General features: G+C 64.8%; 23 protein-coding genes. 12 read left to right on the top strand and 11 right to left on the bottom strand.

The genetic code is table 11. The annotated features are described in order from the left end of the window. Positions 1-193 precede the first annotated feature (193 nt). A complete protein-coding gene (gene secA, locus BQ7471_RS02520) occupies positions 194-3,049 on the top strand; it encodes a preprotein translocase subunit SecA (protein WP_076463962.1) in 2,856 nt (951 codons plus the stop codon). Between the two features lie 6 nt (positions 3,050-3,055). Here secA and BQ7471_RS02515 read toward each other — a convergent pair whose 3' ends face one another. Both BQ7471_RS02515 and BQ7471_RS02510 read right to left on the bottom strand, forming a co-directional pair. Further along, positions 3,056-3,514: an Rv3235 family protein gene (locus BQ7471_RS02515; RefSeq protein WP_076463961.1), complete on the bottom strand. Its 459-nt coding sequence runs from the start codon at positions 3,512-3,514 to the stop codon at positions 3,056-3,058. Further along, positions 3,511-4,287 (bottom strand): LysM peptidoglycan-binding domain-containing protein, encoded by a 777-nt coding sequence (locus tag BQ7471_RS02510; RefSeq protein ID WP_129583321.1) that lies wholly within the window; start codon positions 4,285-4,287, stop codon positions 3,511-3,513. Before BQ7471_RS02510 ends, BQ7471_RS02515 begins: the two co-directional genes overlap by 4 nt. 111 nt (positions 4,288-4,398) lie before the next feature. Between BQ7471_RS02510 and BQ7471_RS02505 the strand changes: the two genes are divergently transcribed. After that, a complete protein-coding gene (locus BQ7471_RS02505; RefSeq protein WP_076463958.1) occupies positions 4,399-4,953 on the top strand; it encodes a hypothetical protein in 555 nt (184 codons plus the stop codon). On the opposite strand, the gene BQ7471_RS02500 is transcribed toward BQ7471_RS02505, so the two are convergent. Then, entirely contained in the window at positions 4,954-5,175 is a 222-nt protein-coding gene (locus tag BQ7471_RS02500) for a helix-turn-helix domain-containing protein (protein ID WP_076463956.1), read from the bottom strand. 139 nt (positions 5,176-5,314) lie between these two features. Between BQ7471_RS02500 and BQ7471_RS02495 the strand changes: the two genes are divergently transcribed. From BQ7471_RS02495 to BQ7471_RS02480, 5 genes are all read left to right on the top strand, one after another. Then, the gene (locus tag BQ7471_RS02495) at positions 5,315-5,944 is read left to right on the top strand and encodes a hypothetical protein (protein ID WP_076463955.1); all 630 of its coding nucleotides are present in this window, start codon (positions 5,315-5,317) and stop codon (positions 5,942-5,944) included. Continuing rightward, complete coding sequence (locus tag BQ7471_RS02490) at positions 5,941-7,254, top strand: CpaE/TadZ family protein (RefSeq protein WP_076463953.1); 1,314 nt, start codon at positions 5,941-5,943, stop codon at positions 7,252-7,254. The genes BQ7471_RS02495 and BQ7471_RS02490 overlap by 4 nt, the downstream gene beginning before the upstream one ends. A 4-nt stretch (positions 7,255-7,258) precedes the next feature. Then, positions 7,259-7,756 carry a DUF6912 family protein gene (locus tag BQ7471_RS02485; RefSeq protein ID WP_076463952.1) on the top strand — a complete coding sequence of 166 codons (498 nt, stop codon included), beginning with the start codon at positions 7,259-7,261 and terminating at the stop codon, positions 7,754-7,756. A gap of 461 nt (positions 7,757-8,217) precedes the next feature. Continuing rightward, positions 8,218-8,670 (top strand): hypothetical protein, encoded by a 453-nt coding sequence (locus BQ7471_RS11025; RefSeq protein ID WP_129583320.1) that lies wholly within the window; start codon positions 8,218-8,220, stop codon positions 8,668-8,670. A gap of 174 nt (positions 8,671-8,844) precedes the next feature. Next, positions 8,845-9,996 carry a hypothetical protein gene (locus tag BQ7471_RS02480; protein WP_076463950.1) on the top strand — a complete coding sequence of 384 codons (1,152 nt, stop codon included), beginning with the start codon at positions 8,845-8,847 and terminating at the stop codon, positions 9,994-9,996. Positions 9,997-10,022: 26 nt separating this feature from the next. Here the strand turns inward: BQ7471_RS02480 and BQ7471_RS02475 are convergent, their stop codons facing one another. The 6 genes from BQ7471_RS02475 to BQ7471_RS02455 all read right to left on the bottom strand — a co-directional run bounded on the left by BQ7471_RS02475 (position 10,023) and on the right by BQ7471_RS02455 (position 16,365). Then, positions 10,023-13,100, bottom strand: coding sequence for an AAA family ATPase (locus BQ7471_RS02475; protein WP_076463948.1), 3,078 nt, complete (start codon positions 13,098-13,100; stop codon positions 10,023-10,025). Then, the gene (locus BQ7471_RS02470; protein WP_076463947.1) at positions 13,097-14,308 is read right to left on the bottom strand and encodes an exonuclease SbcCD subunit D; all 1,212 of its coding nucleotides are present in this window, start codon (positions 14,306-14,308) and stop codon (positions 13,097-13,099) included. The genes BQ7471_RS02475 and BQ7471_RS02470 overlap by 4 nt, the downstream gene beginning before the upstream one ends. A 72-nt stretch (positions 14,309-14,380) precedes the next feature. After that, positions 14,381-15,196, bottom strand: coding sequence for a histidinol-phosphatase (hisN, locus tag BQ7471_RS02465; protein WP_076463945.1), 816 nt, complete (start codon positions 15,194-15,196; stop codon positions 14,381-14,383). 112 nt (positions 15,197-15,308) lie between these two features. After that, a complete protein-coding gene (locus tag BQ7471_RS11875) occupies positions 15,309-15,383 on the bottom strand; it encodes a 50S ribosomal protein bL37 (RefSeq protein ID WP_129583347.1) in 75 nt (24 codons plus the stop codon). Positions 15,384-15,455: 72 nt separating this feature from the next. Then, positions 15,456-15,758, bottom strand: a complete 303-nt coding sequence (locus BQ7471_RS02460; RefSeq protein ID WP_076463944.1) for an anti-sigma factor — start codon at positions 15,756-15,758, stop codon at positions 15,456-15,458. After that, positions 15,748-16,365, bottom strand: a complete 618-nt coding sequence (locus BQ7471_RS02455; protein WP_076463942.1) for a sigma-70 family RNA polymerase sigma factor — start codon at positions 16,363-16,365, stop codon at positions 15,748-15,750. Before BQ7471_RS02455 ends, BQ7471_RS02460 begins: the two co-directional genes overlap by 11 nt. Before the next feature lie 201 nt (positions 16,366-16,566). Here BQ7471_RS02455 and BQ7471_RS02450 point away from each other — a divergent pair, with 201 nt between their 5' ends. Genes BQ7471_RS02450 through rsgA form a run of 3 tightly spaced genes read left to right on the top strand, consistent with a single transcriptional unit; the run spans position 16,567 to position 19,444 of the window. Beyond that, positions 16,567-17,082 (top strand): DoxX family membrane protein, encoded by a 516-nt coding sequence (locus BQ7471_RS02450; RefSeq protein WP_076463941.1) that lies wholly within the window; start codon positions 16,567-16,569, stop codon positions 17,080-17,082. Then, complete coding sequence (aroA, locus tag BQ7471_RS02445; RefSeq protein ID WP_076463939.1) at positions 17,079-18,389, top strand: 3-phosphoshikimate 1-carboxyvinyltransferase; 1,311 nt, start codon at positions 17,079-17,081, stop codon at positions 18,387-18,389. The genes BQ7471_RS02450 and aroA overlap by 4 nt, the downstream gene beginning before the upstream one ends. Continuing rightward, a complete protein-coding gene (gene rsgA / locus BQ7471_RS02440; RefSeq protein WP_076463937.1) occupies positions 18,386-19,444 on the top strand; it encodes a ribosome small subunit-dependent GTPase A in 1,059 nt (352 codons plus the stop codon). Before aroA ends, rsgA begins: the two co-directional genes overlap by 4 nt. Positions 19,445-19,482: 38 nt before the next feature. Here rsgA and BQ7471_RS02435 read toward each other — a convergent pair whose 3' ends face one another. Beyond that, positions 19,483-20,082, bottom strand: coding sequence for a GDSL-type esterase/lipase family protein (locus BQ7471_RS02435; protein WP_076463935.1), 600 nt, complete (start codon positions 20,080-20,082; stop codon positions 19,483-19,485). Positions 20,083-20,129: 47 nt separating this feature from the next. Continuing rightward, positions 20,130-20,252, bottom strand: coding sequence for a hypothetical protein (locus tag BQ7471_RS11775; RefSeq protein ID WP_268874455.1), 123 nt, complete (start codon positions 20,250-20,252; stop codon positions 20,130-20,132). Positions 20,253-20,301: 49 nt separating this feature from the next. On the opposite strand from BQ7471_RS11775, the gene BQ7471_RS02430 reads away from it, so the two are divergent. Both BQ7471_RS02430 and BQ7471_RS02425 read left to right on the top strand, forming a co-directional pair. Further along, positions 20,302-21,633, top strand: coding sequence for a hemolysin family protein (locus tag BQ7471_RS02430; protein WP_076463933.1), 1,332 nt, complete (start codon positions 20,302-20,304; stop codon positions 21,631-21,633). Next, positions 21,630-22,709, top strand: coding sequence for a hemolysin family protein (locus BQ7471_RS02425; RefSeq protein WP_076463931.1), 1,080 nt, complete (start codon positions 21,630-21,632; stop codon positions 22,707-22,709). Before BQ7471_RS02430 ends, BQ7471_RS02425 begins: the two co-directional genes overlap by 4 nt. The last annotated feature ends 17 nt before the right edge of the window (positions 22,710-22,726 follow it).

Genomic DNA, 22,726 nt, shown 5'->3' with positions numbered 1-22,726 from the left:
CACCTTCAAGCGGTCCGCAGCGCTCGAGCGCTGCGGACCGCTTGTTGTGCGGACAGCCCGGGGTCGGATTGAAGGGGATTTATGTGAGATCGGGGAAGTGGAGTCGAAGCATCGGCCCGTTATTCGTAAACTATGATCCGAGCGCGATTGCGCACCCGGAGTAAACTCTCCGGCCCACACGTCAGGAGCACCGGTGTCCCTCATTGACAAGATCCTCCGTGCCGGCGAAGGCCGCACCCTCAAGAGACTCGACCACATGGCCGATCAAGTCGACGCGCTCGAGGAGGATTTCAAAGCCCTCAGTGATGAGGAACTGCAGGCGAAGACGGCAGAGTTCAAGCAGCGTCTCGACGAGGGGGAGACCCTTGACGACATCCTCGTCGAAGCCTTCGCCACCGTGCGAGAGGCGGCGTGGCGGATCCTGCGCCTGCGTCCCTTCCACGTCCAGGTGATGGGCGGCATCGCCCTGCACAAGGGCAATATCGCCGAGATGAAGACCGGTGAGGGTAAGACGCTCGTCGCGACTATGCCCGCCTATCTGCGGGCGCTGACCGGCGAGGGCGTCCACGTCGTCACGGTCAACGACTACCTCGCGAAGTACCAGTCCGACATCATGGCCCGAGTCTACTCTTTCCTCGGACTCACCACCGGATGCGTCCTCGTCGGGCAGACCCCCGCCGAGCGGCGCAAACAGTACGAGGCGGACATCACTTACGGGACCAATAACGAATTCGGCTTCGACTACCTGCGCGACAATATGGCGCAGCGGGTCGAGGACATGGTCCAGCGGGGGCACCACTACGTCATCGTCGACGAGGTCGACTCCATCCTCATCGACGAGGCCCGCACGCCGCTCATCATCTCCGGCCCCGCATCGGGCGACGTCAACCGCTGGTATGTGGAATTCGCCCGCATTGTGCGCCTCCTCGAGCGCGACGTCGACTACGAGGTCGATGAGAAGAAGAAGACCGTCGGCGTCCTCGAAAGCGGCATTGATCGAGTCGAGGATGAACTCGGCGTGGAGAACCTCTACGAAGCAGCGAATACGCCCCTCATCGGCTTCCTCAACAACGCCATCAAGGCGAAGGAGCTGTTCCACCGCGACAAGGACTACATCATCGACCATGGTGAAGTCCTCATCGTCGACGAACACACGGGGCGCGTCCTGCCGGGGCGGCGCTACAACGACGGCATGCACCAGGCGATCGAGGCGAAAGAGGGCGTCGAGATCAAGGCGGAGAACCAGACTCTGGCCACCATTACCCTGCAGAACTACTTCCGCCTCTACCCCGAGGGCTCGCGCGCCGGTATGACGGGCACGGCGGAGACCGAGGCCGCCGAGTTCTCCTCGACGTACAAGATCGGGGTCATCCCCATCCCGACGAATCGTCCGATGATCCGCAAGGACCAGGCCGACCTCGTCTTCCCGACCGAGGCCGGAAAACTCGGCGCGATCATTGATGACATCAGCGAGCGCCACGCCGCAGGACAGCCGGTCCTCGTCGGCACGGCGTCCGTGGAGAAGTCCGAACTGCTCTCCCAGCTGCTCAAGAAGGCGCATATCCCGCATCAGGTGCTCAATGCGAAGCAGCACGAGCGCGAAGCGGCGGTCGTCGCCATGGCGGGCCGCAAGGGAGCCGTCACCGTCGCCACGAATATGGCGGGCCGCGGAACCGACATCATGCTCGGCGGCAACTCCGAGTTCATCGCCCAGGCGAATCTCGCCGCCCAGGGGCTCGATCCGAAGGAGAATGCTGAGGAATACCGCGAGGCGTGGCCGAAGGCACTCGCAGATGCCGAGGCCGCCGTGGAGTCCGAGCGCGAGGAGGTCCGTGAACTGGGCGGCCTGTACGTGTTGGGCTCGGAGCGCCACGAATCGAGGCGCATCGACAATCAGCTGCGCGGTCGAAGCGGGCGTCAGGGGGACCCGGGCGAGTCTCGCTTCTACCTGTCGATGGAGGATGACCTCATGCGCCTGTTCAACTCGGGCATGGCGCAGCGCATCATGTCCTCGGGCGCCTACCCGGAGGATATGCCCCTGGAGAACAGGATCGTCTCCCGCTCGATTGCATCTGCTCAGCACCAGGTCGAGGCGCGCAACTTCGAGATTCGCAAGAACGTCCTCAAGTACGACGACGTCATGACGGGTCAGCGTGAACTCATCTACTCCGAGCGCCGTCGCGTCCTTGAGGGCGAAGACCTCGAGCCCCAGATGAAGTCCTTCATGGATACCCTCGTCACGGGCATCATCGATGAGAAGATCGCGGGAGTGGCCCCCAGGGACTGGGATCTGGACGTCATCTGGGACATGCTGCGCGGCTACTATCCGCCGTCGGTCACATGGAAGGAAGTACAGGCTGAACACGGTGGCGCGGGTTCTCTTGTGAGGGAGGACCTCGTCACCGAGGTCGTCGGCGATATCCACGCCGTCTATGCGGACACCGAAGAGGCGCTCAATAACAATCCTCTCGCCCTCGCCCAATTGGGCGAGGAGCCGATGCGCGCCCTCGAGCGCCGCGTCGTCATCGCCACCGTCGACCGCCTGTGGCGTGAGCACCTCTATGAGATGGACTATCTCAAGGAGGGCATCGGCTTGCGCGCCATGGGTCAGCGCGACCCGCTCGTCGAGTACAAGGACGAAGGAGCGCAGATGTTCCAGGCCATGATGGAACGGATCCGTGAAGAGTCCGTCCAGCAGGTCTTCGGATACGCCCGCCAATTCGCCAAGGCACTCGAGCAGGCGCAGGAGCAGGGGATGCTCGACGCTGCCGATGCGGATTCGAGCAGGGAACAGGCCCCAGCGGCCACGAGCGCGGCGCCGACCATCGATGAGATGGCCGCGGCGCAAGCGGCGGCTGAGGAGAAGGCGAAGCGATCGGCTGCTCAGCGCGCCGCGGCCGCCCGCGCGGCATCCGTTATGGGCGACGTCGGCCGCGAGCGGGCATGGCGCTCGCTCAACTACTCCGGCTCCGATTCCGCGGCGCCCTCTGCGGGGTCGACGAATCGGGCGCAAAGGCGCAAGGCTGCGAAGAAGGCCCGTCGTCGCTGACGGGTATCAGACGACTTCGAGGGCGGTGGCGATCCACCGCCCTCGAAATGCTTCCAGGCGCAGTGCGACGGCGTAGGAGCGCTCGGGTCCGCGGATGATGACGGAGGACTCGACGACGCCGGGGAGGACCTCGCAGGTGCGCCACGTCGTGGGCGCGCACGAGGGCCCCGAGCGGGACGAGCGGGCGGCGTTGAAACTGAGGCGGCTCACTGCCGCATATAGGGAGGGCACCATCCACCGCTGGAGTTGGCGCAGGGGCCGAGCTCCGAGGAGGGCCTCGATGATCGCCCGGGCAAAGCCCGCGGACCAGGTCGCGGGATCTGGGGGAGCAGAGCCTCCGGGGGTGTCGGAGGAGAGCCAGATCTTCGTTTCGGCGGCCTGTTTCACGGGGGCGTCGAGGGTCATGTCCCAGCGGAAGCAGCGCCTGGATTTGTGCGGGGCGACCGGTGCGAGTGCGGTGTTCATCGTGCCTCCTCGGGGATTGTGAGGACGAGCCCGGTGTGGATGAGATCAGGGTCGGCGCCGATGAGGTCTTCATTGGCGCGATAGATGCTCTGCCAGGAGTTGGTGATCTCGAGGGGTGAGGCGTCGGGTCCCAGGGAATCCGCTGCGATCGTCCACAGGGATTCGCCGACAGTGACGGTGTGTGCGGCTGCGGGCACCACGGGCGGGGCGGATACCTCACTGCTCGCCGCTTCAGCCGTCTCTGCGGCGCTCGTACCGTCCTCGGGCGGGGCGAGCGCGCCAGTCGGGGACCAGAGCATTGACGGAGTGTCGGCATCGGGCGGGCTCGCAGTCCACAGGACGGATGAAGCGATGGTCGCATCATCCGATGGGGCGGCATCGTCTCCTGGCTGTGCGAAGGAGGCGGTACCAGAGACTCCGACGATCCCGACGCTGATCAGGGCGCTCGTCGAGGTGCGCATGAGGAGGCGCCTGGCCCGGTCGGTGCCGAAACGTGCGACGAGTCGGGCGGCGCCGCGTCGAACCGCAGAGGGCGCCGACGCGAGTGAGGCGAGGCGGGCGAGGAGGAGGCTGAGGATGTTCCAGGCGAGCAGGAGCGCCGCGGCGTACGCCAGGACGACGCTCAGAGCCATTTCGGGTCTTGACACTGAAAGCAGGGGTGAGAGCCGCACGGCCAAGAGGGTGAGGATCGCAGTTGTGGGGGCACCGAGCAGTATCAGCGCACAGTTGGCGAAGGCATCGCGGGTGCGAGTCGGGTCATCTCTCATGAGCATCGACAATGTTCCCTTCACTTCGTATCAGTTCGTTATGGATCGAGTCTGAAGGCAAAAGCATGAAGATGTCAAGTTGTCTCAGTTCGTGCGAGTCTGTGGAACACTATGTGTATGGATTTCGATGTGTTCCTCAACAGTCTTGAATCGGCATTCGATGAGCTGCGTCGCCAAGAGGCGGATGCCCTCGTCACGGAACTCGCCGATGCGGAGCGCATATCGGTGAACCTGGCGCAGCGCCTCGTGGCTAACGAGGATGTCCGGATCTCACTCGTATTGAGGGGAGGGGTGCGCATCGATGGAGTGCTCGTCGATGCGGGGACCACATGGTGCGTCGTCCGTGAAGGAGCCGACGACAGCCTCATCCCCTTGTCGGCCGTTGTTGCGGCCAGTCCGCTGTCCAATGCGAGCCCGGAGACGGAGCGCATCACGCGGACGGTGGGGATCGGGCGGATACTCAGAGAACTACAAGAGCGTGGCTACACGGTCGTCATCGACCATGACGCGGGACAACACAAGGGGCGAGTGCGGGGAGTTTATGCGGATCACTTCGATATTGACGCCCCCGTCGTGTCGGGCATGGATTCGCGGGACCGCCGCTCTAGCGCCGTCGTCAGCCTCGTCACAGCGGGGATCGTGAGGATCCGCTTCCTGGGTGGGCGCTACTGATCAGAGCCCCTCTGGGCGGGCGAGTTCTGCTTGGCGTTCGCGGGCGGCGGCGTACTGGTCCTGGATATAGCGCTCGAGGACGGACTCTTCGATGCGCCAGACCTTCTTGCCGCCCACTTGGATGGCGGGGAGTTCGCCGCTGGTCACGAGGGAACGCGCAGCGGACATCGTGAGGTTGAGAGTCTCAGCTACGTCGGTCAGGGTGAGGAATCGCGGGGCCATGCACTAATAATGCCACTTTGTATCTCTTAATGCCATCTGTTCGCAGTCCCCTGTGGATACAGTCGGGTGATACAGCAGCGTGAGGCGGACAACCTGTGGATAACTTCCACGCGCCCTTCTTTTCTTGCATGATGACTGGGTGAGTTCTCAACGACGCCCCCTCGCCATCCCGTCCAAACGGCCGATCTGGCGCGATCCCCGCTTCATCGGCGGCCTCGCCCTCATTTCAGTCTCCGTCCTCGCCTGCACGTGGCTCGTCCACGCAGCGCGTTCGGGCATCGCCGTCTACCAGGCGAGCCGCGACATTGCCGTCGGGGAGCCCCTCGACTCCTCAAATACGACGATCATCAATGCGCGTCCCGAGTCCGACGCCTATGTCACCGAGGGATCCTTGCAGTCGGGCGCCGTCGCGGGGCGCTCCATCGCCGAGGGCGAGCTCGTCGCGAAGTCGTCGGTCACGACCAACGAGGACGAACAAATGCGCCGGATCGTCGTCACCGCAGCCGATGGGCTCCCCGCAACGGTCGGGCCGGGCACCGTCCTCGAACTGTGGGCGCTCCCCGGCCAGAATCTCGGTTCCGGCGCCCCCGCCCACTCCTCCCTCATCGCCTCCGAAGTCACCCTCATCTCGATCGTCAAGGAGACCTCGGGGCTCGCCCGCTCGGGCACGCGCATCGAGATCCTCGTCCGAGCCAGCGACCTCAGCGCCATCCTCGACGCCATGTCCGGCGGCACCGACCTGGCCGCAGTACCGGTGGGCAGCGCATGAGCATCCGCCACGGCGTCGTCGTCCTCGCAGATCCGGCCGATGAGGGCGATATCGTCCTCGCCATCAACGCCCGCCCCAATGATCTTCAAGTCGTGCGCCGCGCCGCCGACCTCACCGAAGTGCGAGCCGCTGCCCGGGGCAGGGTCGCAGATCTCGCAGTCCTCGACGCGACGGACCTCGACCTCGATGCCCGCATCATCGAAGACCTCCACCGCAACAACATGCGCGTCGTCCTCGTCGCTCCCCAAGGACGGGCAGGCGCGCTTGAGGCGCTCGGCGCCGACGCGATCGCCACCCGCGGATACCCCGAGGGGATCGTGGAATCGCTGTTGGCGATCATCAGGGCGAGCGCCCCGCTGAGCCCCTCGCCTCTCGATGATCCACTCGACCCGTTGCTCGCTCCTCCTCCGCCGCCCGACACTCCCTCCCCGGCGGTCGAAGGGGGATCGAGCGGGGAGGCCGCCCCCTCACATCGCGGTACGGTCATCGCCGTGTGGGGAGCCTCGGGCTCCCCTGGGCGCTCCACCCTCGCCCTCGGACTCGCCCACGCGCTCGGAGCACATGACGAGACCCTCATCATCGACGCGGATATCATGAACCCCTCCCTCGCCCACATGATGAGCGTCCCCATCGACGCGTCCGCTCTCGCGGCACTGTCGCGCACGGCCCTGCGCTCGACACTCAACGGTGATGACATCACACGAGCCGCAACCCCCTTGTGGCCCGGACTCTCCATGATCACGGGAATCGTCACCCCGCACCGCTGGCGCGAAGTAGGTCCGGCCTCCATTGCGGCGATCCTCACGGCGGCGCGGCAGGCGGCGACATGGGTCGTCGTCGACGTGTCCTCAGTGAGTCTCGAACAGGTTGCGGAGGATATCAGGCAGCACGGGGAACGCGATGACGTGACCGCAGCGGTGCTGCGATGCGCAGATGAGGTCATTTGCGTGTCCCGGGCCGACATCCTCGGCGTCAACAGACTTTCCCACGCGATCGAATGGTGGGGGACTCTCGGACGGGCAGAGGAGCTCACAGTCGTCATCAACCAGGTCGACTCCGCCGCACTGGGGTCGAATCCCCTCAACGCCCTCCAAACCGCTCTCAGCCAGATCATCCCGGGTTCGCAGGTCCGCACGATCCCCTTCGACGTCCAGGTCCGGCGCGCACTGCTGCGAGGACGTCCGATCACTGAACACGCTCCTGCGAGCGGCGCGGGCGCAGCGGTGATCGCACTGGCGGACTCTCTCAGTTCCAATACGACGCCGATCCGGCGCGGACTATTCGGGCGGCGCCGGAGTGTGAAACACTGAGCTCATGCGCGTCTACATGCCCGTAGTGGGATCGGAACTGGGCGGGGAGCATCCGCCTGTGCGAACCTCGTTCACAGCCGTCCCCTTCCCCGATACCGATCGGGAGGGACTCGAAGTCCTTGAGGATGATGCGCAGACGGAAGCCGCCCTCGCCTCGTTGACGGTGCTGCGCGACCGCGGGGGAGAACCTGCCTGCCGACTCATCCTCGCCCTCGATATCCCCGGGAAAACTCACGGCGGTCCGGGCATCGTCGAAGTCGAGCAGGTGCGCGCCACATGGGAGCAGGTCCACGCGATCCTCGCCGACGCCCCCGAAGCGGGCGCCGCCGTCCAAGCGGTCATCGACGCCGACGACCAGGACAGTGCCGACGATGCGGTCGCAGCCCTGTGGGACCACGCCCTCGAGTGGTACGACATCACGGAACGGCACTCCCTCCTGGCCGCTGTGCAGGGAACGACAACGACCATCCCTCGACTACTATCGACACCACCTACCACCTAAACCCCACCACAGTGTGACGACGCACTCTCCACCACACTCAGGGTTGCTCACTTTCCGAACGATCACAGTGGGCCAGACGGCGCCATCAACATTGCCTGCTCAGTCTGTTGTGACACGCCTTTCCGGTGCTACACTTAGAAAGCAGGTGTCGTCACGCGATCGAAGGGGATCCGCCATGTGGCTGCGACGGTTTCTTGCAGCGACTGCAACGGTCACCTGTTTCCTCGCCATAGGAGCTTCGGCCGTTTTGGCACAAGGAACCGAAGAGGATGACATCGAAAGACTAATGGAGCTAAACCCGGGCGTGTCGAGGGCAGAGATCATCGACTCTGCAAGTCAAATCGCTCAGATTGAGTCTCGAAGCACCGAGGATGTGATTCGAGACTTTCTGGAAGGAGAAGAAGCCTCACCTTAAGGAGAAGGGAGTTGCGGAGCGCTCAATTCTGCAAGCGGACAGATACGTGATGGTCACTCTCCCAACATCATATTACAAGGGTGACATGTATCTCACACCAGCGGCAACATCAGGATCGAATCATGGTCATATCGGTATTTATGGTGATACGAACTGGGTCGTGGAGGCATCTGGTCCGGACTATCTCAGCGACTGGTATTGGCATTATCAGATCAGTGTGGCTCAAGGCAGCAAACTTCTTGAAACAACTTTCAGTCAAGCAGTTCAGAATCGCGCCGCGGACTATGCATACAACTACCTTCGGGGATATCCCTACAACGCGTTTTTCTGGGACAACAAGAAGAATCCGTCTGTACATGGTCTCAATTGCTCGCAGCTTGTTTGGTTGGCCTATCGTATACCAACTGGAGCGGACCTCGATGGAAATGCTGGACCCGGAGTCTATCCATACGACATCGAGGGATCCCCATACACTCGCGTCAACTGGATCGTGCAGTAACTGAAGTCTTTAAGCAAATCCGATCTAATGCGCCCCTTGACGGAAGAGAAACTATTGAAGACTGCAACTAGCTTGGCACTGCCCGGACTCCTGATGGTGTGCACTACCCTTCTTACGTCCTGCGTGTCCTGGTCCGATGCGACATCCGGTGTTATAACGGTCAATGATGAGGACATGAATACCCAGAATTCTGTACTCGCTATTCAGCTCAGCGCCCAAGCCTTTGAATACTCGTCGGATACGAATCGCGGATATCTTATGCTTCTTGATTCGGAAGGAAAAGGCACAGCGCTCGAAGTCGGCCTCATCCACGGGGCACAGCCGCTGTGGCGCGATGAGGGACTGTACTTCGGCGGAACGAATGATGAATTCGTCGTTGACGATTCAGGACTCACTCGAATACCGCGCAACAGCGAGAGTCACTTCGAACTTGCTAGATATCCTCAGTCAGAAAAGAGTGGCTTTATTTCCTTTTACAATTCTGGTGCCGAAGCGGGAACCTACTTCCAAAAGTTTACCGTTGGAGATATTAGCGGTGTAAGAGATATTAATGTTCCCGGCGTCTACATGAGTTTCGGCCAATGCGGTGACACGATCTATGGCATCACATCGACCCGCCTGTCGTCCAACCTCACTGAGGCCGCAGCCCTCGTGTCACAGGATCCGCGTGCCGCAAAGCAAGACCACGATGCCTTGGTTCAGCTTTATCCAGGAGAGGACCGGCTCGATCCTGAGGTTCTCATTTCTGTGCGCGCAGACGAATCTTTCCAGGCTGGTTCTCGGGAGGTGCGCTGTGTAGGAAGCAGCGTTTACCAGCCCGGCTTCCTGCTGGACAACCCGAATGCCCGCAAAGGTGACGGTAAGGACCCCAAATCGGGACATGTCGCGTTCCGAGTGTGGGACATGGAAGCAGGAACTGCTTCGATCCTTGACCTCGTGGATGACGAGGGCGCCTTCATCGAAGTCTCAGGGGATGAGCTCCACGGGCCGTCAGTAGGACACCTCGAAGGGACGGCCTATCGTTTTGTCACCGGCAGTGGGAAGGTGTTCTCGGCGGACCTGTCAACGGGGGTGACGACCCATGAGTTCACCATCCCTCCGTCACCTGACGACGCAAGCCAGAGCATCTACCGGGTCGGCAAGGAGCACGTCTACGTATTGCACGCCGGAAACGGGGGGAATAGTCCGCCGCCGTCATTGTTGAGGTACCAGATTCCTTCAGGCGAAGAAGAACACCTGATCACGCTGTCTGACATCTCACGCTACTTCCACAATGGTGTCCTCATCCAAGGTATGGCCATCAACCCGGAGTTCATGAAGCAGTAGAGATAGACACGCCCTGGTGTCCGCCCTCACATGGCGCCGCGGCATCGCAGCGTCGAACCCCCTTCCGGGGCGAGGCGCACCTGGATCTGATCGGGGATCTGGCGTGCCATCTCATCAACGTGGCTGATGACGCCGACGACGCGCCCCGAATCCTTGAGCGAGTGCAGCTGACCCATCACAAGGTCGAGGGTCGCAGCATCGAGTGAGCCGAAGCCCTCGTCGATGAACACCGTGCGAAGCTCCACCCCGCCCGCTTCAGCGGTGACGACATCCGCCAGCCCGAGTGCCAGGGCGAGCGAAGTGTAGAAGGTCTCGCCGCCCGACAGCGTCTGCGGTGAGCGCGTCTGCTCGGTGAAATGATCAACGATGCGCAGACCGAGCCCCGACTTGCGCGAACTCGTCCCGTCATCGGGCGAGGAGATGAGTTCATAGCGTCCCCCGGAGATCGCCAGGAGCCGGGGGTTCGCGGCGGCGAGCACGTCATCGAGTCTGGAGACGAGCACCCACGATGCGAGGGGCGTCTGTGTGAGGTTCTCGCGCGAGGTCGCGTCGGCGATGCCCGCGAGGCGGAGGATCGGGCCAGATTCAACAACGAGCGAGTCGCGGCGCGACAGCGACGAGTCCACTGCGGCGGAGAGATCTGTGACGCGCTCTGTGTGGTGCGAGAGGGCTCCGAGGAGTTGGTGGAGGTGGCTGAGTGCCTGTGCCGCCTCCTCGGCAGACGAGGACAGGGGGGCGAGGTCGACAGGCTGTGCATCCGCAACCGCTTCCAGTCGCGCGGAGGCGAGGCTCTGGTCGACGTGCGCCCGTTCGGCGTCGTAGAGCGAGATCATCTGTGCGATGGAGTCGAGCCTGTCGGGGCTCAGATCCCGGGATGCGGCGCTGCGGCATCCTTCCTCTCCCCGCTCGAACCCTGCCGCCTCAAGGGCGAGGTCGCGCCGACTGACCTGCTGGTCCGCATGGTTGCGCGAGGACAGCCATGCCGCAGCGGCGTCGATGAGGATTCCGGCGGCGGTGATCCCATCCGCCAACTGTTGATCGACAAGGGCAAGGCTTTGCGCCCCCTCAGCCGCCCGAATGCATGCCTGCTGGTCCGCCTCCCACTGGATGAGGGAGTCCCGCCATTGAGCGGTGCGCTCGGCAATCGACACATCGAGTTCGTGCGCCTGCACGCGAAGGGACTCCACCTGGGCCTCAACAGCTGCAATATCCTCATCGAGGCGCTCAAGATCCACGGACACCCGCTCGAGGGCGTCGACGCGCGCTTGAGCCTCATCGAGGGCGATCCTCACCGACTGCTCATCGCCGCCGGCCAGCTCATTGGTGCTCGTGAGCTCGGCCACGGTCTGCGAGTGGGATTGGCGCGCTCGGGCGAGTTCATCGTCGGCCTCGGACTTGTCCTTCTCGGCGCGCCGCACATCCTCTCGGGTGACGATATCGGAGTCGACGAGTGAGGCGGGGCTCGGATGCTCCAACGAGCCGCACACCGGGCAGGGGGAGCCGTCAACGAGTTCAGCGGCGAGGGACGCCCCCGTGTGGGAGAGCCACTGCTCGCGCAGCACCTCTGCCTGCGCTCCCGCGACGCGAGCCTTGGACGTGGCATCGGTGAGCTCATCCGAGCGGGTTTTCAAAGCGGCGATGAGCACAGTGGCCCGCTGCGCCGCATCGAAGCGGGCAACCGTCTGGTCGCGAGCATTACGGGCCGCTGCAAGGCCCGCAACATCGAGGCGCATCGCTTCGCGGCTGGTCTTCGCCTCAGCGAGGGCAGTGGGCAGCGTCTCGAGGTCGGAGCCGATGCGAGCCCTGCGCTCCTCATCTGAGTCGATGACAGCCCTCGCCGCGTCGATCTCCTCGCGTCTGAGCGGCAGCGTCGCTTCAACGGCGAGCAAATCGGCCAGACGTGCCCGGGCGTTGGAGGCATCGAGGCGCCTGGCTTCGCCGAGGCTCTTCATACCCTCGACCGCCTCCGGGGTGAGAATCCCGTCCGGGGGATCCGTCTTTTGCTCCTCAAGGACACCGAACAGAGCAGCCTCATGGTCGCGATGGCGGCGCAGGGCTTCGTCGGCGCCGTCAATAAGGGGGATCAGCGGCACTACGGCTAGGGCATTGGCGTGCGTGCTCCGCGCGAGGGAGATCTCTTCTGCGCGGGCGTCGAGCCCGTCGCGCTGGGCGAGCAGAGCGCTCCTCTCCGCGATCGCCTCATTGCGGGCGCGCGCCTCTGCCAGCGACTGCTGGGCCCGTTGGGCTTCGGCGCTCGCATCCGGTTCCTGAACCCTGGCATCGGCCAAAGCGCGTTGAGCGGCATCGACCCGCTCCGCCGCCCAGGCGCGTATGGCGCTCGCGTTGCGCTCAGCGGCGTCGGGGCCCGCATCCGGGTCATCGGGGCGGGGAGCATCGGATTCGGCACAGGAGGCGGAATTGGGAGCCTGCTCGTCTGCGAGAGCGCGGATCGCCGCGTCGAGCTCCTGGTTGGCGGAGGCGATCCGCGTCCGAGAGCGGAGGGCTCCCGCCGAGAGCATCTTTTGAAAATCCACGAAGATACGGGTGTCGAAGATGTCGCGCAGGATCATCTCGCGCTCTTGCGAGGTGGCGGTGAGGAATTGGGCGAACTTGCCCTGTGGGAGGACTACTGTCTGAAGGAACTGATCCTTCTTCAAGCCGATGAGCCGGACGAGTTGCGGATCCACCTGACGCGCCCCCCGCTCGAGGGCGCTGATGGTGGTGAATCCGTCGGGGCTGGCCGGATCTTCGACAACGGAGACGAGGGTCGCGGGCTCATTGCGGGGGCTCTTATGACCTTCGGGGACATAGGAGGGGGTCCGGTGGACGCGATAGATGCCGGAAGAGACCTCGAAGACGAGGTCGACGCTGGAATGGCGCGACGCGGGGGCGAAATCGGATCTGAGACGGTCCTTCGACGCGTCCTTCGCGCGGGCGACATCCCCGTAAAGGGCGAAGGCGAGTGCATCGATAATGGTGGATTTGCCGGCCCCGGTGGGGCCTTCGAGGAGGAAGAGCCCCGAGTCGTCGAAGCGCGTGAAATCGATGATCTCTGTGCCGACGAAGGGACCGATCGCGGTGATTTCCAGGCGGTGGAGTCTCATTGGACGGCCCCCGTTCGCAGTGCCGTCCACGTGTCAGCGATGACTTGCCGTTCAGCATCGGTCAATGGGGCGGCGGTGACGGATTCGAAGAAATCTGCGCTGATATCGCCCGGGGAGCGCTGTTCGACATCGCGGGCGCCTGCGGGAATGGATGATACGCGCGGGGACTGGTGCTGGACGACGAGTGCATGGGGGTAGACCGCACGGATGCGGGCGACCATCTGCTGGGGTCGGGCATCGTCAATCACCGTCACTGCGCAGTAGGCGTTGACCAGCGCAGGGTCGGGGTGCGAGAGGAGCTGGCTCATGGTGCCCGTCAACACGGCGACCGGCCGATAACAGGGGATGGGGATGCCATCGATCGAGTCGATACCGGTTCCGGAGGTCGATAGGACGACGACCGACTTGTCCGCGCCCGACTCCGAGAAGGAATAGGCGATGGGAGACCCCGAATAGCGGATCGGAACCCGTGCCCCGCCGATGACCTGGGGACGGTGAAGGTGGCCCGCCGCCACATAGTCGAGACCGTGGTCAAGAGGCTCGTCGCCACCCAGCGAGTCGAAGAGGTCGGCGCTGATGGCGCCCGCTCCGCCCACTTCGATATCGCGCTCGGAGTCGGAGGAGAGGGCGCCTGAAATGAAGGCGTGGACCATTGCGATTGCGGGGCGCTCATCTCCGGCTGCGCGTCTCGTTTCGATGTCGGCGCGCACACGGCGCAGCGCTGCCGCGACGACGGCCTCGTGAGAGCGGGGGAGGGGGGCCGGAGACCCGGACTCGCCGGGATCGAGGTCGGAGAGAGCTTGACGCACCAGGTCCGGCTCCAGATAGGGGATCGGGTAGATGAGGCAGCCGTCTTCGCTGCCGTGCTCGACTGGAGTGCCGATGCCCTCCACGCCGGTCGCGACGACGAGGCGCTCGTCGAGCATGTGCGAGAAGAGGCCAAGACGTGCGGGACCGTCATGATTGCCGGAGGTGATGACAACTCTCGTGCGCTCGCACAGGCGCTCCAGGAAGGCTGATGCCCTCATGATCGCGTCGACAGGGGGTACTGCTCGGTCGAAGAGGTCCCCACTGATGAGGACGCAGTCGATGTCGCGCTCGTTGACGAGACCGATCAGCCACTCGAAGAAGGCGTCGACGGATTCGGACAGGTCCGCACCGTGCAGGGTCCGCCCGATGTGCCAATCAGAGGTGTGAAGAATCCGCATAGTGACAGTGTCCACGAGTGCATGGGCATATGCGACCGAGCAGCCCTGAGATCGCCCGTAGCATCCCCGGGATCAATCGTCCCCGCCGCCCGGGGCGGGCCAGTCCAGGAGCGACAGGATCTCATCATGGAGGAGGCCATTCGAGGCGAGCGCGTTGCCGCCCCAGGGGCCGTCGGCACCGACCAGGGAGGTGAGCCTCCCGCCCGCTTCGGTGACGATTGGAACGAGCGCCGCGATGTCGTAGAGCTCCAATTCGGGTTCGCACGCGGCGTCGACGGCGCCCTCGGCGACGAGCATGTAACTCCAGAAGTCCCCGTAAGCGCGGGTGCGCCAAAAACGCGACTGGAGGTTGAGGAACTGGGCGCCGCGCTCGGCGTGGAGCCACCCGTCGAGCGAGGAATACGACAGGGAGGCGTCCGCAATGTCCGACACCTGCGACACGTGCAATTCGCGGCCCGTGAACAGCGAGGTGCCCGCCCAGGCGCCCTGACCCTTGGCCGCCCACCAGCGGCGCTTGAGTGCGGGCGCGGACACGACTCCGACAACGACTTCGCCGTCCTCGACGAGGCCGATGAGCGTCGCCCACACGGGGACGCCGCGAACGAAGCTCTTCGTCCCATCGATCGGATCGATCACCCACTGGCGGGACGCGTGTCCACTGGTCCCACGCTCCTCACCGAGGACGGAGTCGCGCGAGCGGGTGTGTGATAACTGCGAGCGGATCACGTCCTCCGCCGCCCGATCGGCATCGGTGACGGGCGTGAGATCGGGCTTCGCCTCCACGTGGAGGTCTTGCGCCCCGAAACGCGACAGAGTGATGGCATCCGTCTGATCGGCGAGGACATGGGCGAGGCGGAGATCATCGTTGTAGCGCGCGGGATGTGCCATGGCGCCACAGTATCGCGCGCACTCATGGTTGCGGCGCACCGCCATGCGGCGTGGGCGATTCGGATATGCGAAGACCCGGTGACTGCAGTCACCGGGTCTGATCGACAACACGTCAGGCGTTGGGGCGCTTGCCGTGGTTGGCGCCACTCTTGCGACGATCGCGACGCTTGCGGCCCTTCTTCGACATGATGATCTCCTCAATTCGTCGGACTCAACCGTGACAGTTTCTCACAATTCAGGTGCCGAGGCGAACAACGTCCTAGTCCCGGATGGAGGCGCGTGTCAGTGACGCCATGATGCGCTCGCGCAGATCCTCCGGCTCGGCCTCGTCGAAAGCGCCGCGCACGAGGGAACGCAGGTGGCGCTCCGATTCGAGGGCGTCCGAGCAATGGGCGCAGCCGGTGGCGTGCGCGAGCAGAACGATCCTCTCCGACTCGCCGGGGCCTTCGGCCGCCCCCGAATCGATGAGTCCCATCCGCTCCGCGCACTCCTCGCAGTCGATGAGCGCATAGAGTGCATCGATGACGTCATCACAGGTCGCGGATGTGCCATCAGTGGTCATTGCGGTCTCCGATTCCGTATTCAGCCGCCACATGCGCGAGCCGGGCGCGCAGGTTCGCGCGGCCTCGGTGGAGGCGGGACATGACAGTTCCAATGGGGATGTCGAGCACCTGCGCGATCTCCTTATACGACAATCCATCGACATCCGAGAGGAGCACGACGAGGCGCTGGTCCTCTTTCAACGCGTCGACGGCGTCACGGACCTGGGAACTCGGCATAGCGGCGAGGGCCTCCACCTCCGCCGATTCCAGCCCCTTGGCGTCATGGGATGCCGCGTCGGCGAGTTGCCAGTCCTCAACGGAGTCCGTGGAGGTCCGCATGGGGCTGCGCTTCGCCTTGCGGTACGTCGAGATGTAGGTATTCGTGAGAATCCGGTACATCCAGGCCTTGATATTGGTGCCGGGAGTGAACTGGTGGAACTTCTGGTAGGCCTTGAGATAGGTCTCTTGAACGAGATCCTCGGCATCCGCGCGGTTGCGGGTGAGCCCCACGGCGGCGCCGAAGAGCCTGCCCGCCAGGGGCAGCGCCTCCTCCTCGAAGAGCCTATCGGATGCGCGCTCAGTGTCCGGCGTGGTCGGGCGGAGCGCGACTGCGGTGTCCTCATTCATCGCCCCCCAGCCTAAACGCCCCGCCGTGCGGGCGCACCGGCGCGGTGGAGCACTCAGGCGCCGCGTCCGCGGCGCACGGCGTCCGCCGCGGACGCGAAGAGTGGCGATCATGTCTATAACAACGGCGCAACCCCTCGATCCATTCCACAATGCGGCGGGTTGTGGTCGACGAAACAGCGGGCGTGGTTGGACAATAGGGGGATGAATCTCCTTCGCCTCGTCGCCCGCCCGCTGCTGGCCGCCCCCTTCATCGTTGACGGGGTCGGCGCCCTGCGCCATCCGGATGATCATGTGGAACGCGCCCACGACGTCCTGCCTGCGGCCCAACGGGTGTTCCCCTCCTTCAATCCCACCGACTCCGAACTGACGACCATAACCCGCGTCCTCGGCGGCGTCACCACTGCGGCCGGCCTGTGCTTCGCGACCGGCCGCGCGCCTCGCGCATCCGCCGCGCTCCTGGCCGTCATCGCCGTCCCGATGGCGGTGACGAACAACCCCGTGTGGATGGCGAAGGACCGCGAGGAGCGGACACAGATCCTCTCCTCATTGGTCAGCCGCCTCGGCCTCGTCGGGGGCCTCGCCATCGCATCGGCGGACAGGGTGGGACGCCCCTCCGCCGCCTGGAAGGTGGGGAACTGGCGCCGTCAGCGCGCCCTCATCGCAGATGTGCGCGCCGCCGAGAGGGCGCGCTTCGCCCCGTTGGGAGCCGCCGAGTGACGCCTGTCTGGCGGGCGCCCTACTCGCCAGGCCCATTGGCCGCCACCGTCGCCATCCCTGGATCGAAATCACTCACCGCGCGCGCCCTCTACCTCGCGGCGACGGCCGACTCCCCGACGACGCTGTCGGGAGTCCTCGAATCGCGCGATACGCGCCTCTTCAGCGATGCTCTGCGCCTCCTCTCCGCCCGGATCACCGCAGACGATAACGGTGTCACTATGGTGACGCCCCTGTCCGGCGGAGCCTCGGAGGTGTCGATTGACTGCGGACTGGCTGGGACCGTCATGCGATTCATCCCCCCGCTGGCGGCCCTCGTCGCCGAATCCGCGCATTTCGACGGCGACGAGGCCGCGCGCAGGCGCCCCCTCGCACCTCTCCTCCACGCGCTCGAGTCCCTGGGCGCCCGCATCGAATTCGACGGCGAGGTCGGCTTCCTGCCCTTCACACTGCGCGGCCCGCTGAGAGTGCCCGAGGACGGCGTCATCCGCGTCGACGCGTCTGCCTCCTCGCAATTCCTCTCGGCCCTCCTCCTCGTGGCGCCACTGCTCGGCGAACCCGTGACGATCAGCGCCACCGGAGCCGTCGTCTCACTCCCGCATGTGGAGATGACCTGCGAGTCCATGAGACAACGCAGCATCGACATCCGCCCGATCGACGACAGCGGCACGCCCACCCGCTCCTGGCGCGTCCAGCCCGGGCGCGCCGCCGGGGGCGACATCATCATCGAACCCGACCTGTCCAACGCCGCTCCCTTCCTCGCAGCCGCCATGGTCTGCTCCGGCTCCGTCACCATCTGCGGCTGGCCGCAATCCACGACCCAGGCGGGAGACGCCTTCCGCGACATCCTCGCCAGAATGGGAGCCCGGGTGAGCATGGACGGCGCATCACTGACGGTGAGCGGGCCGGGCGCGCACGCCTACAGCGGCATCGACATCGATATGTCGGATATCGGCGAACTCGCCCCTACCGTCGCCGCCCTTGTCGCCCTCGCCGATTCCCCCTCGCGCCTGACGGGCATCGCCCACTTGCGCGGACACGAGACCGACCGCGTCGCCGCCCTCGCCGCGGAGCTGACCCGACTTGGAGCCGGGGTCGTCGAACACGAGGACGGCCTCGACATCACCCCGGCGCCTCTCCGCCCGAGTGAGCTGCGCGCCTACGACGACCACCGGATGGCAACCTTCGCCGCCATCATCGGCCTCGGAGTCGACGGCGTCACCTGCGATGACATCGACACGACGTCGAAGACCCTGCCCGGCTTCGCCCGCATGTGGGACGATATGCTCTCCCAGACGAGCGGGGCATGATGGCAAGGGACATCGGCACCGACGACCCGAGGGTGCGAGTGAGGGCGTCGAGATCATCACGGCCCCGCACGAAAGTTCGACCGGACTGGTCGGTCAAACCACTCGGCCGGGTCATCGCGATCGACCGCGGCCGCTACCGGGTGCGCCTAGACGACCGGCCCATCACCCTCAGCGCCGTGCGGGCCAAGGAACTCAAACGCGGATCCGTCATCATGGGGGACAGGGTCCGGCTCACGGGCGACCTGACGGGCCGCACCGACACCCTCGCGCGGATCGTCGCCGTCGACGACCGATCCACCGTTCTGCGCCGATCCCTTGAAGACGTCGCTGACACCAGGGGGGAAAAGGCAATCGTCGCGAATGCCGACGTCATGTGCATTGTCGTCGCGCTCGCGGATCCGCCGGCACGTACCGGCATGATCGACCGGTGCCTCGTCGCAGCATATGAGGCGGGCCTCGAGCCGATCCTGTGCCTGACGAAGTCAGATCTGGCGGACCCGGAGGAACTCCTCGCCGCCTATGAGCCCTTCGGATTGTCGTGCGTCGTCACCCGTTTCGACGAGCCCGCGAGCATTGAAGAACTGCGTCGACTGCTTCAGGGGCGATTCACCGTCCTCGTCGGCCATTCCGGTGTGGGCAAGTCGACGCTCATCAATGCACTCATCCCGGATGCGGATCGGGCGGTCGGGCGCGTCAATGAGGTCACGGGAAGGGGCCGTCACACGTCGACCTCGTCGCAGGCCTTCGAATTGGCCGATTCAGGGTGGATCGTCGACACTCCGGGAGTGCGCTCCTTCGGCCTCGGCCACGTCGGAGTCGACGATGTGCTCGCAGTGTTCCCCGAGGTGCAGGACGCGACAACGTGGTGTCTGCCCCTGTGTCCTCACTCAGCGGGGGAGCCGAGCTGCGCGATCGATGCGTGGAAGGCGGGCACTGATCCCTTCACCGCGGCGGACGAGGACGAGCAGGAGCGCAGGGCATCCCTTGCCGCGTCGGCCAGGCGACTCCTCGAAGCAGTCGCCACCGCGGATGCGGCAGCGAAAGCCGCCCGCTGAGAAAGCATCGGGCCAACGTTCGCCGACATGTCGCCGCTTCATTCGCGGGGCTCGGCGCCCGTCCACTCGTACCAGCCGCAGTGCAGGACCAGCCACGCCATGAGCGCATACCCCGACTGGCCGGGCAGAGTGATCCCATCGTCCGTGCGCGCCCTCGATGCCGCCATGTCCTCGAACCACTGCTCGTGGGCGACCAAGGGCGTGTAAATGTCGACGTAAGGCAGACCGCGACGGGAGCACACCTCGGAGCAGGACTTCGACAACTGTTTGACTGAATCCGAATCGACGCCTGCCAGCGGGGGAGGGCCGACAACGAAACAGGGGATGCCCAGGGTCGTCGCCCGATCGGTGATATTCGCAAGATTGAGGCGCGACCGCGCCGACGAAGAGCCCGAACGGATATCGACGACGCCGATGCCGATGAGCAGCCCACGGGGTCCGCCGTTCATGAGGCGGGGCACGACTTCTGTCTCCCAACGTCCCGACAGGCTGCGCGTGGACTCGCCGGGAACGGCGAGAGGCATCATCGTGGCGGGCTGGGCGAACAGAGAACGGGCCATAACCCGTCCGACCCAGCCCAAGCCGCGCGGATCTCCCGTACCGGCGACCAGCTCGTCTCCGATGACACACAGTCTCATTCCAGCCCCTATGCTCGTCGGCACACCCGAATGCCGCTGCCTGAATCTTAGCCGCGCCGAGCCCGTGCCCAGTCATTGGACCTGCGGCGGGTGGGGAACGAGCCGACGTGTGTGACGCGGGTGAATCCCGCTAGACTGGCGACACCATGGACGATGACAGTGCGGGCCATACTGCCCCCTCCTCTGACGCCCTCCGCGCCGAGCATCGACGGAGCGCGCATGTTCGTTGACATCCTCATGCTCCTGCTCGGAGTGCTCCTCACACTCGGCACCTTCATCTTCGTGTCCGCGGAGTTCTCACTCGTCGCCCTCGATCAGGCGGTCGTCGAGAGGCACGCACAGTCTGGCGATGTACAGGCTGCCCGCGTCCTGCGCGCCACCAAGAACCTATCGACGCAGCTGTCGGGCGCGCAGATCGGCATTACGCTGACGACGATCCTCCTCGGCTACACGACGCAGACGACGATCGCGGACCTGCTGAGCCTAGCGCTGGGCAGCGCAGGACTGGCACTCGCCCTCGCAACGGGTATCGCTGCCATCGTCGCCGCCGTCATTATCAACGCGTTTTCCATGCTCTTCGGTGAACTCGTCCCCAAGAACCTCGCCCTCGCCCATCCCATGATGACGGCGAAACTCGTTGTCCCCTTCCACACCGCCTTTACGGCTCTCGTCAAGCCGGTGATTGTCCTCCTCAACGGCTCTGCGAACTGGGTCCTGGCCCGAATGGGCATCACTCCGCAAGAGGAGATCTCCTCGGCGCGGTCCGCCTCCGAACTGGCGTCCATGGTCCGCCATAGCGCGGAGGAGGGAACACTCGATACATCCACCGCCTCACTGCTGACGAACTCCATCCGGATCTCCGATCTTACGGCCGTCGACGTAATGACGGATCGGGGGCGCGTCCACTTTCTCGACTCCGACGCCTCCGCTGCTGATGTCGTCGCACTATCGCATGAGACCGGGCACTCGCGCTTCCCCATCATTGGGGACGACTCGGATGATGTCATCGGCATCGTCTCGCTGCGACGGGCGATCGGGGTGCCCTTCGAGCGGCGCACCGATGTCCCCGTCGTCTCAAATTCCCTCATGACCGACGCCCCGACGGTTCCCGAGACCGCGCCGATCGGGCCGCTCATGGTGCAACTGAGGGACGAGGGCGTGCAGATGGCAATCGTCCTCGACGAATACGGTGGCGTCTCCGGCGTCGTCACACTTGAGGACGTCATTGAAGAGATCGTCGGGGAGGTCTCCGATGAGCATGACGGACGCAGGCTCGGAATCCGCACCCGATCGGATGGGGCGCTCCTCATCCCCGGGACGCTGCGCCCCGATGAACTGCTGGACCGCACGGGCATCGTCCTGCCCGCCGACCCCGCCTACGACACGCTCGCGGGACTCGTCATGAATGAACTCGGCAGGGTCGGCCGGGTCGGCGACCAAGTAGACGTCGAGGGGGTGTCGCTGCAGGTCGTAGCGATGCAGGGGCGCCGGATCACGCAGATCGCCCTCATTGTCCCCGATGGAGCCGACGCCGGGGAGGCGGAGTCATGAGCACGTCATGGGGACTGTTCATCACCGTCTTCCTCCTCCTCGTCAACGCATTCTTCGTCGCGGGCGAATTCGCGACTACCTCCGCGAGGCGCTCCCAGGTGGAGCCGCTCGCCGATCAGGGGGTCCGCGGCTCGGCACAGGCGATGTACGCCCTCGAACACGTGTCCCTCATGCTCGCGATCTGCCAACTGGGCGTCACCGTTGCGTCAACGACTCTCGGCGTCGTCGCAGAACCGGTGATCGCCCATCTCGTGGAGCGCCCCCTCGTCTCCCTCGGGATGCCCGCTGCGTCGAGCCATGTCGTGGGCTTCGCGGCGGCCCTCGTCATCGTCTTGTTCCTCCACGTCGTCTTCGGCGAAATGGTCCCGAAGAATATTTCGATCGCGAATCCGGCAAGGATTCTCATCATCCTCGCGCCCGCCCTGGTGGGAGTCGGCCGCGTCGTCAGTCCCATCATCCACGCGATGGATGCGCTGACGAACTGGTTCCTCAGGCTGCGCGGGATTGAGCCGAGAAGCGAGATCTCCTCGACATTCACCGCTGAGGAGGTCGCCAGCATCGTCGAGTTCTCCCAGGCGGAGGGCACCCTCGAGGACGAGCTCGGACTGTTGACGGGAACCCTGGAGTTCTCGAATGAGACTGCGGGCGACGCGATGATCCCCCTCGACGAGCTCGACGTCGTCCCCCCCGAGGTCACTCCCGCACAGATCGAACGCGAAGTCGCCATTACCGGTTTCTCCCGCTTCCCGGTCAAGGGCGCTGAGGGCTCCATCATCGGTTACCTCCACCTCAAAGACGTCCTCTACGCCGACGCTCAAGAGCGTCACGAGCCGGTTCCCGCCTGGAGGATCCGCCGGATGGGCAGAGTCTGCGCTGCGGACGAGGTCGAGGACGCGCTTCGACATATGCAGGACACGGGCACCCACTGCGCCCTCGTCGCCACCCCCGAACGGACCATTGCCGGAGTCCTCTTCCTCGAGGACATCTTGGAGGAACTCGTCGGCGAGGTGCGCGACTCCTTGCAGCGCGACCCTTATCAGATGGAGCGCGATTCGATGTGGGAGGAGCAGCAGTGAGGGATGCGAGCATGCGC

It is taken from the genome of Actinomyces mediterranea (genome assembly GCF_900155595.1).
Classification (GTDB): Bacteria; Actinomycetota; Actinomycetes; order Actinomycetales; family Actinomycetaceae; genus Pauljensenia; species Pauljensenia mediterranea.
The sequence above is the reverse complement of the archived record's forward strand: the minus strand, read 5'-3'. Positions and strand labels throughout refer to the sequence as shown.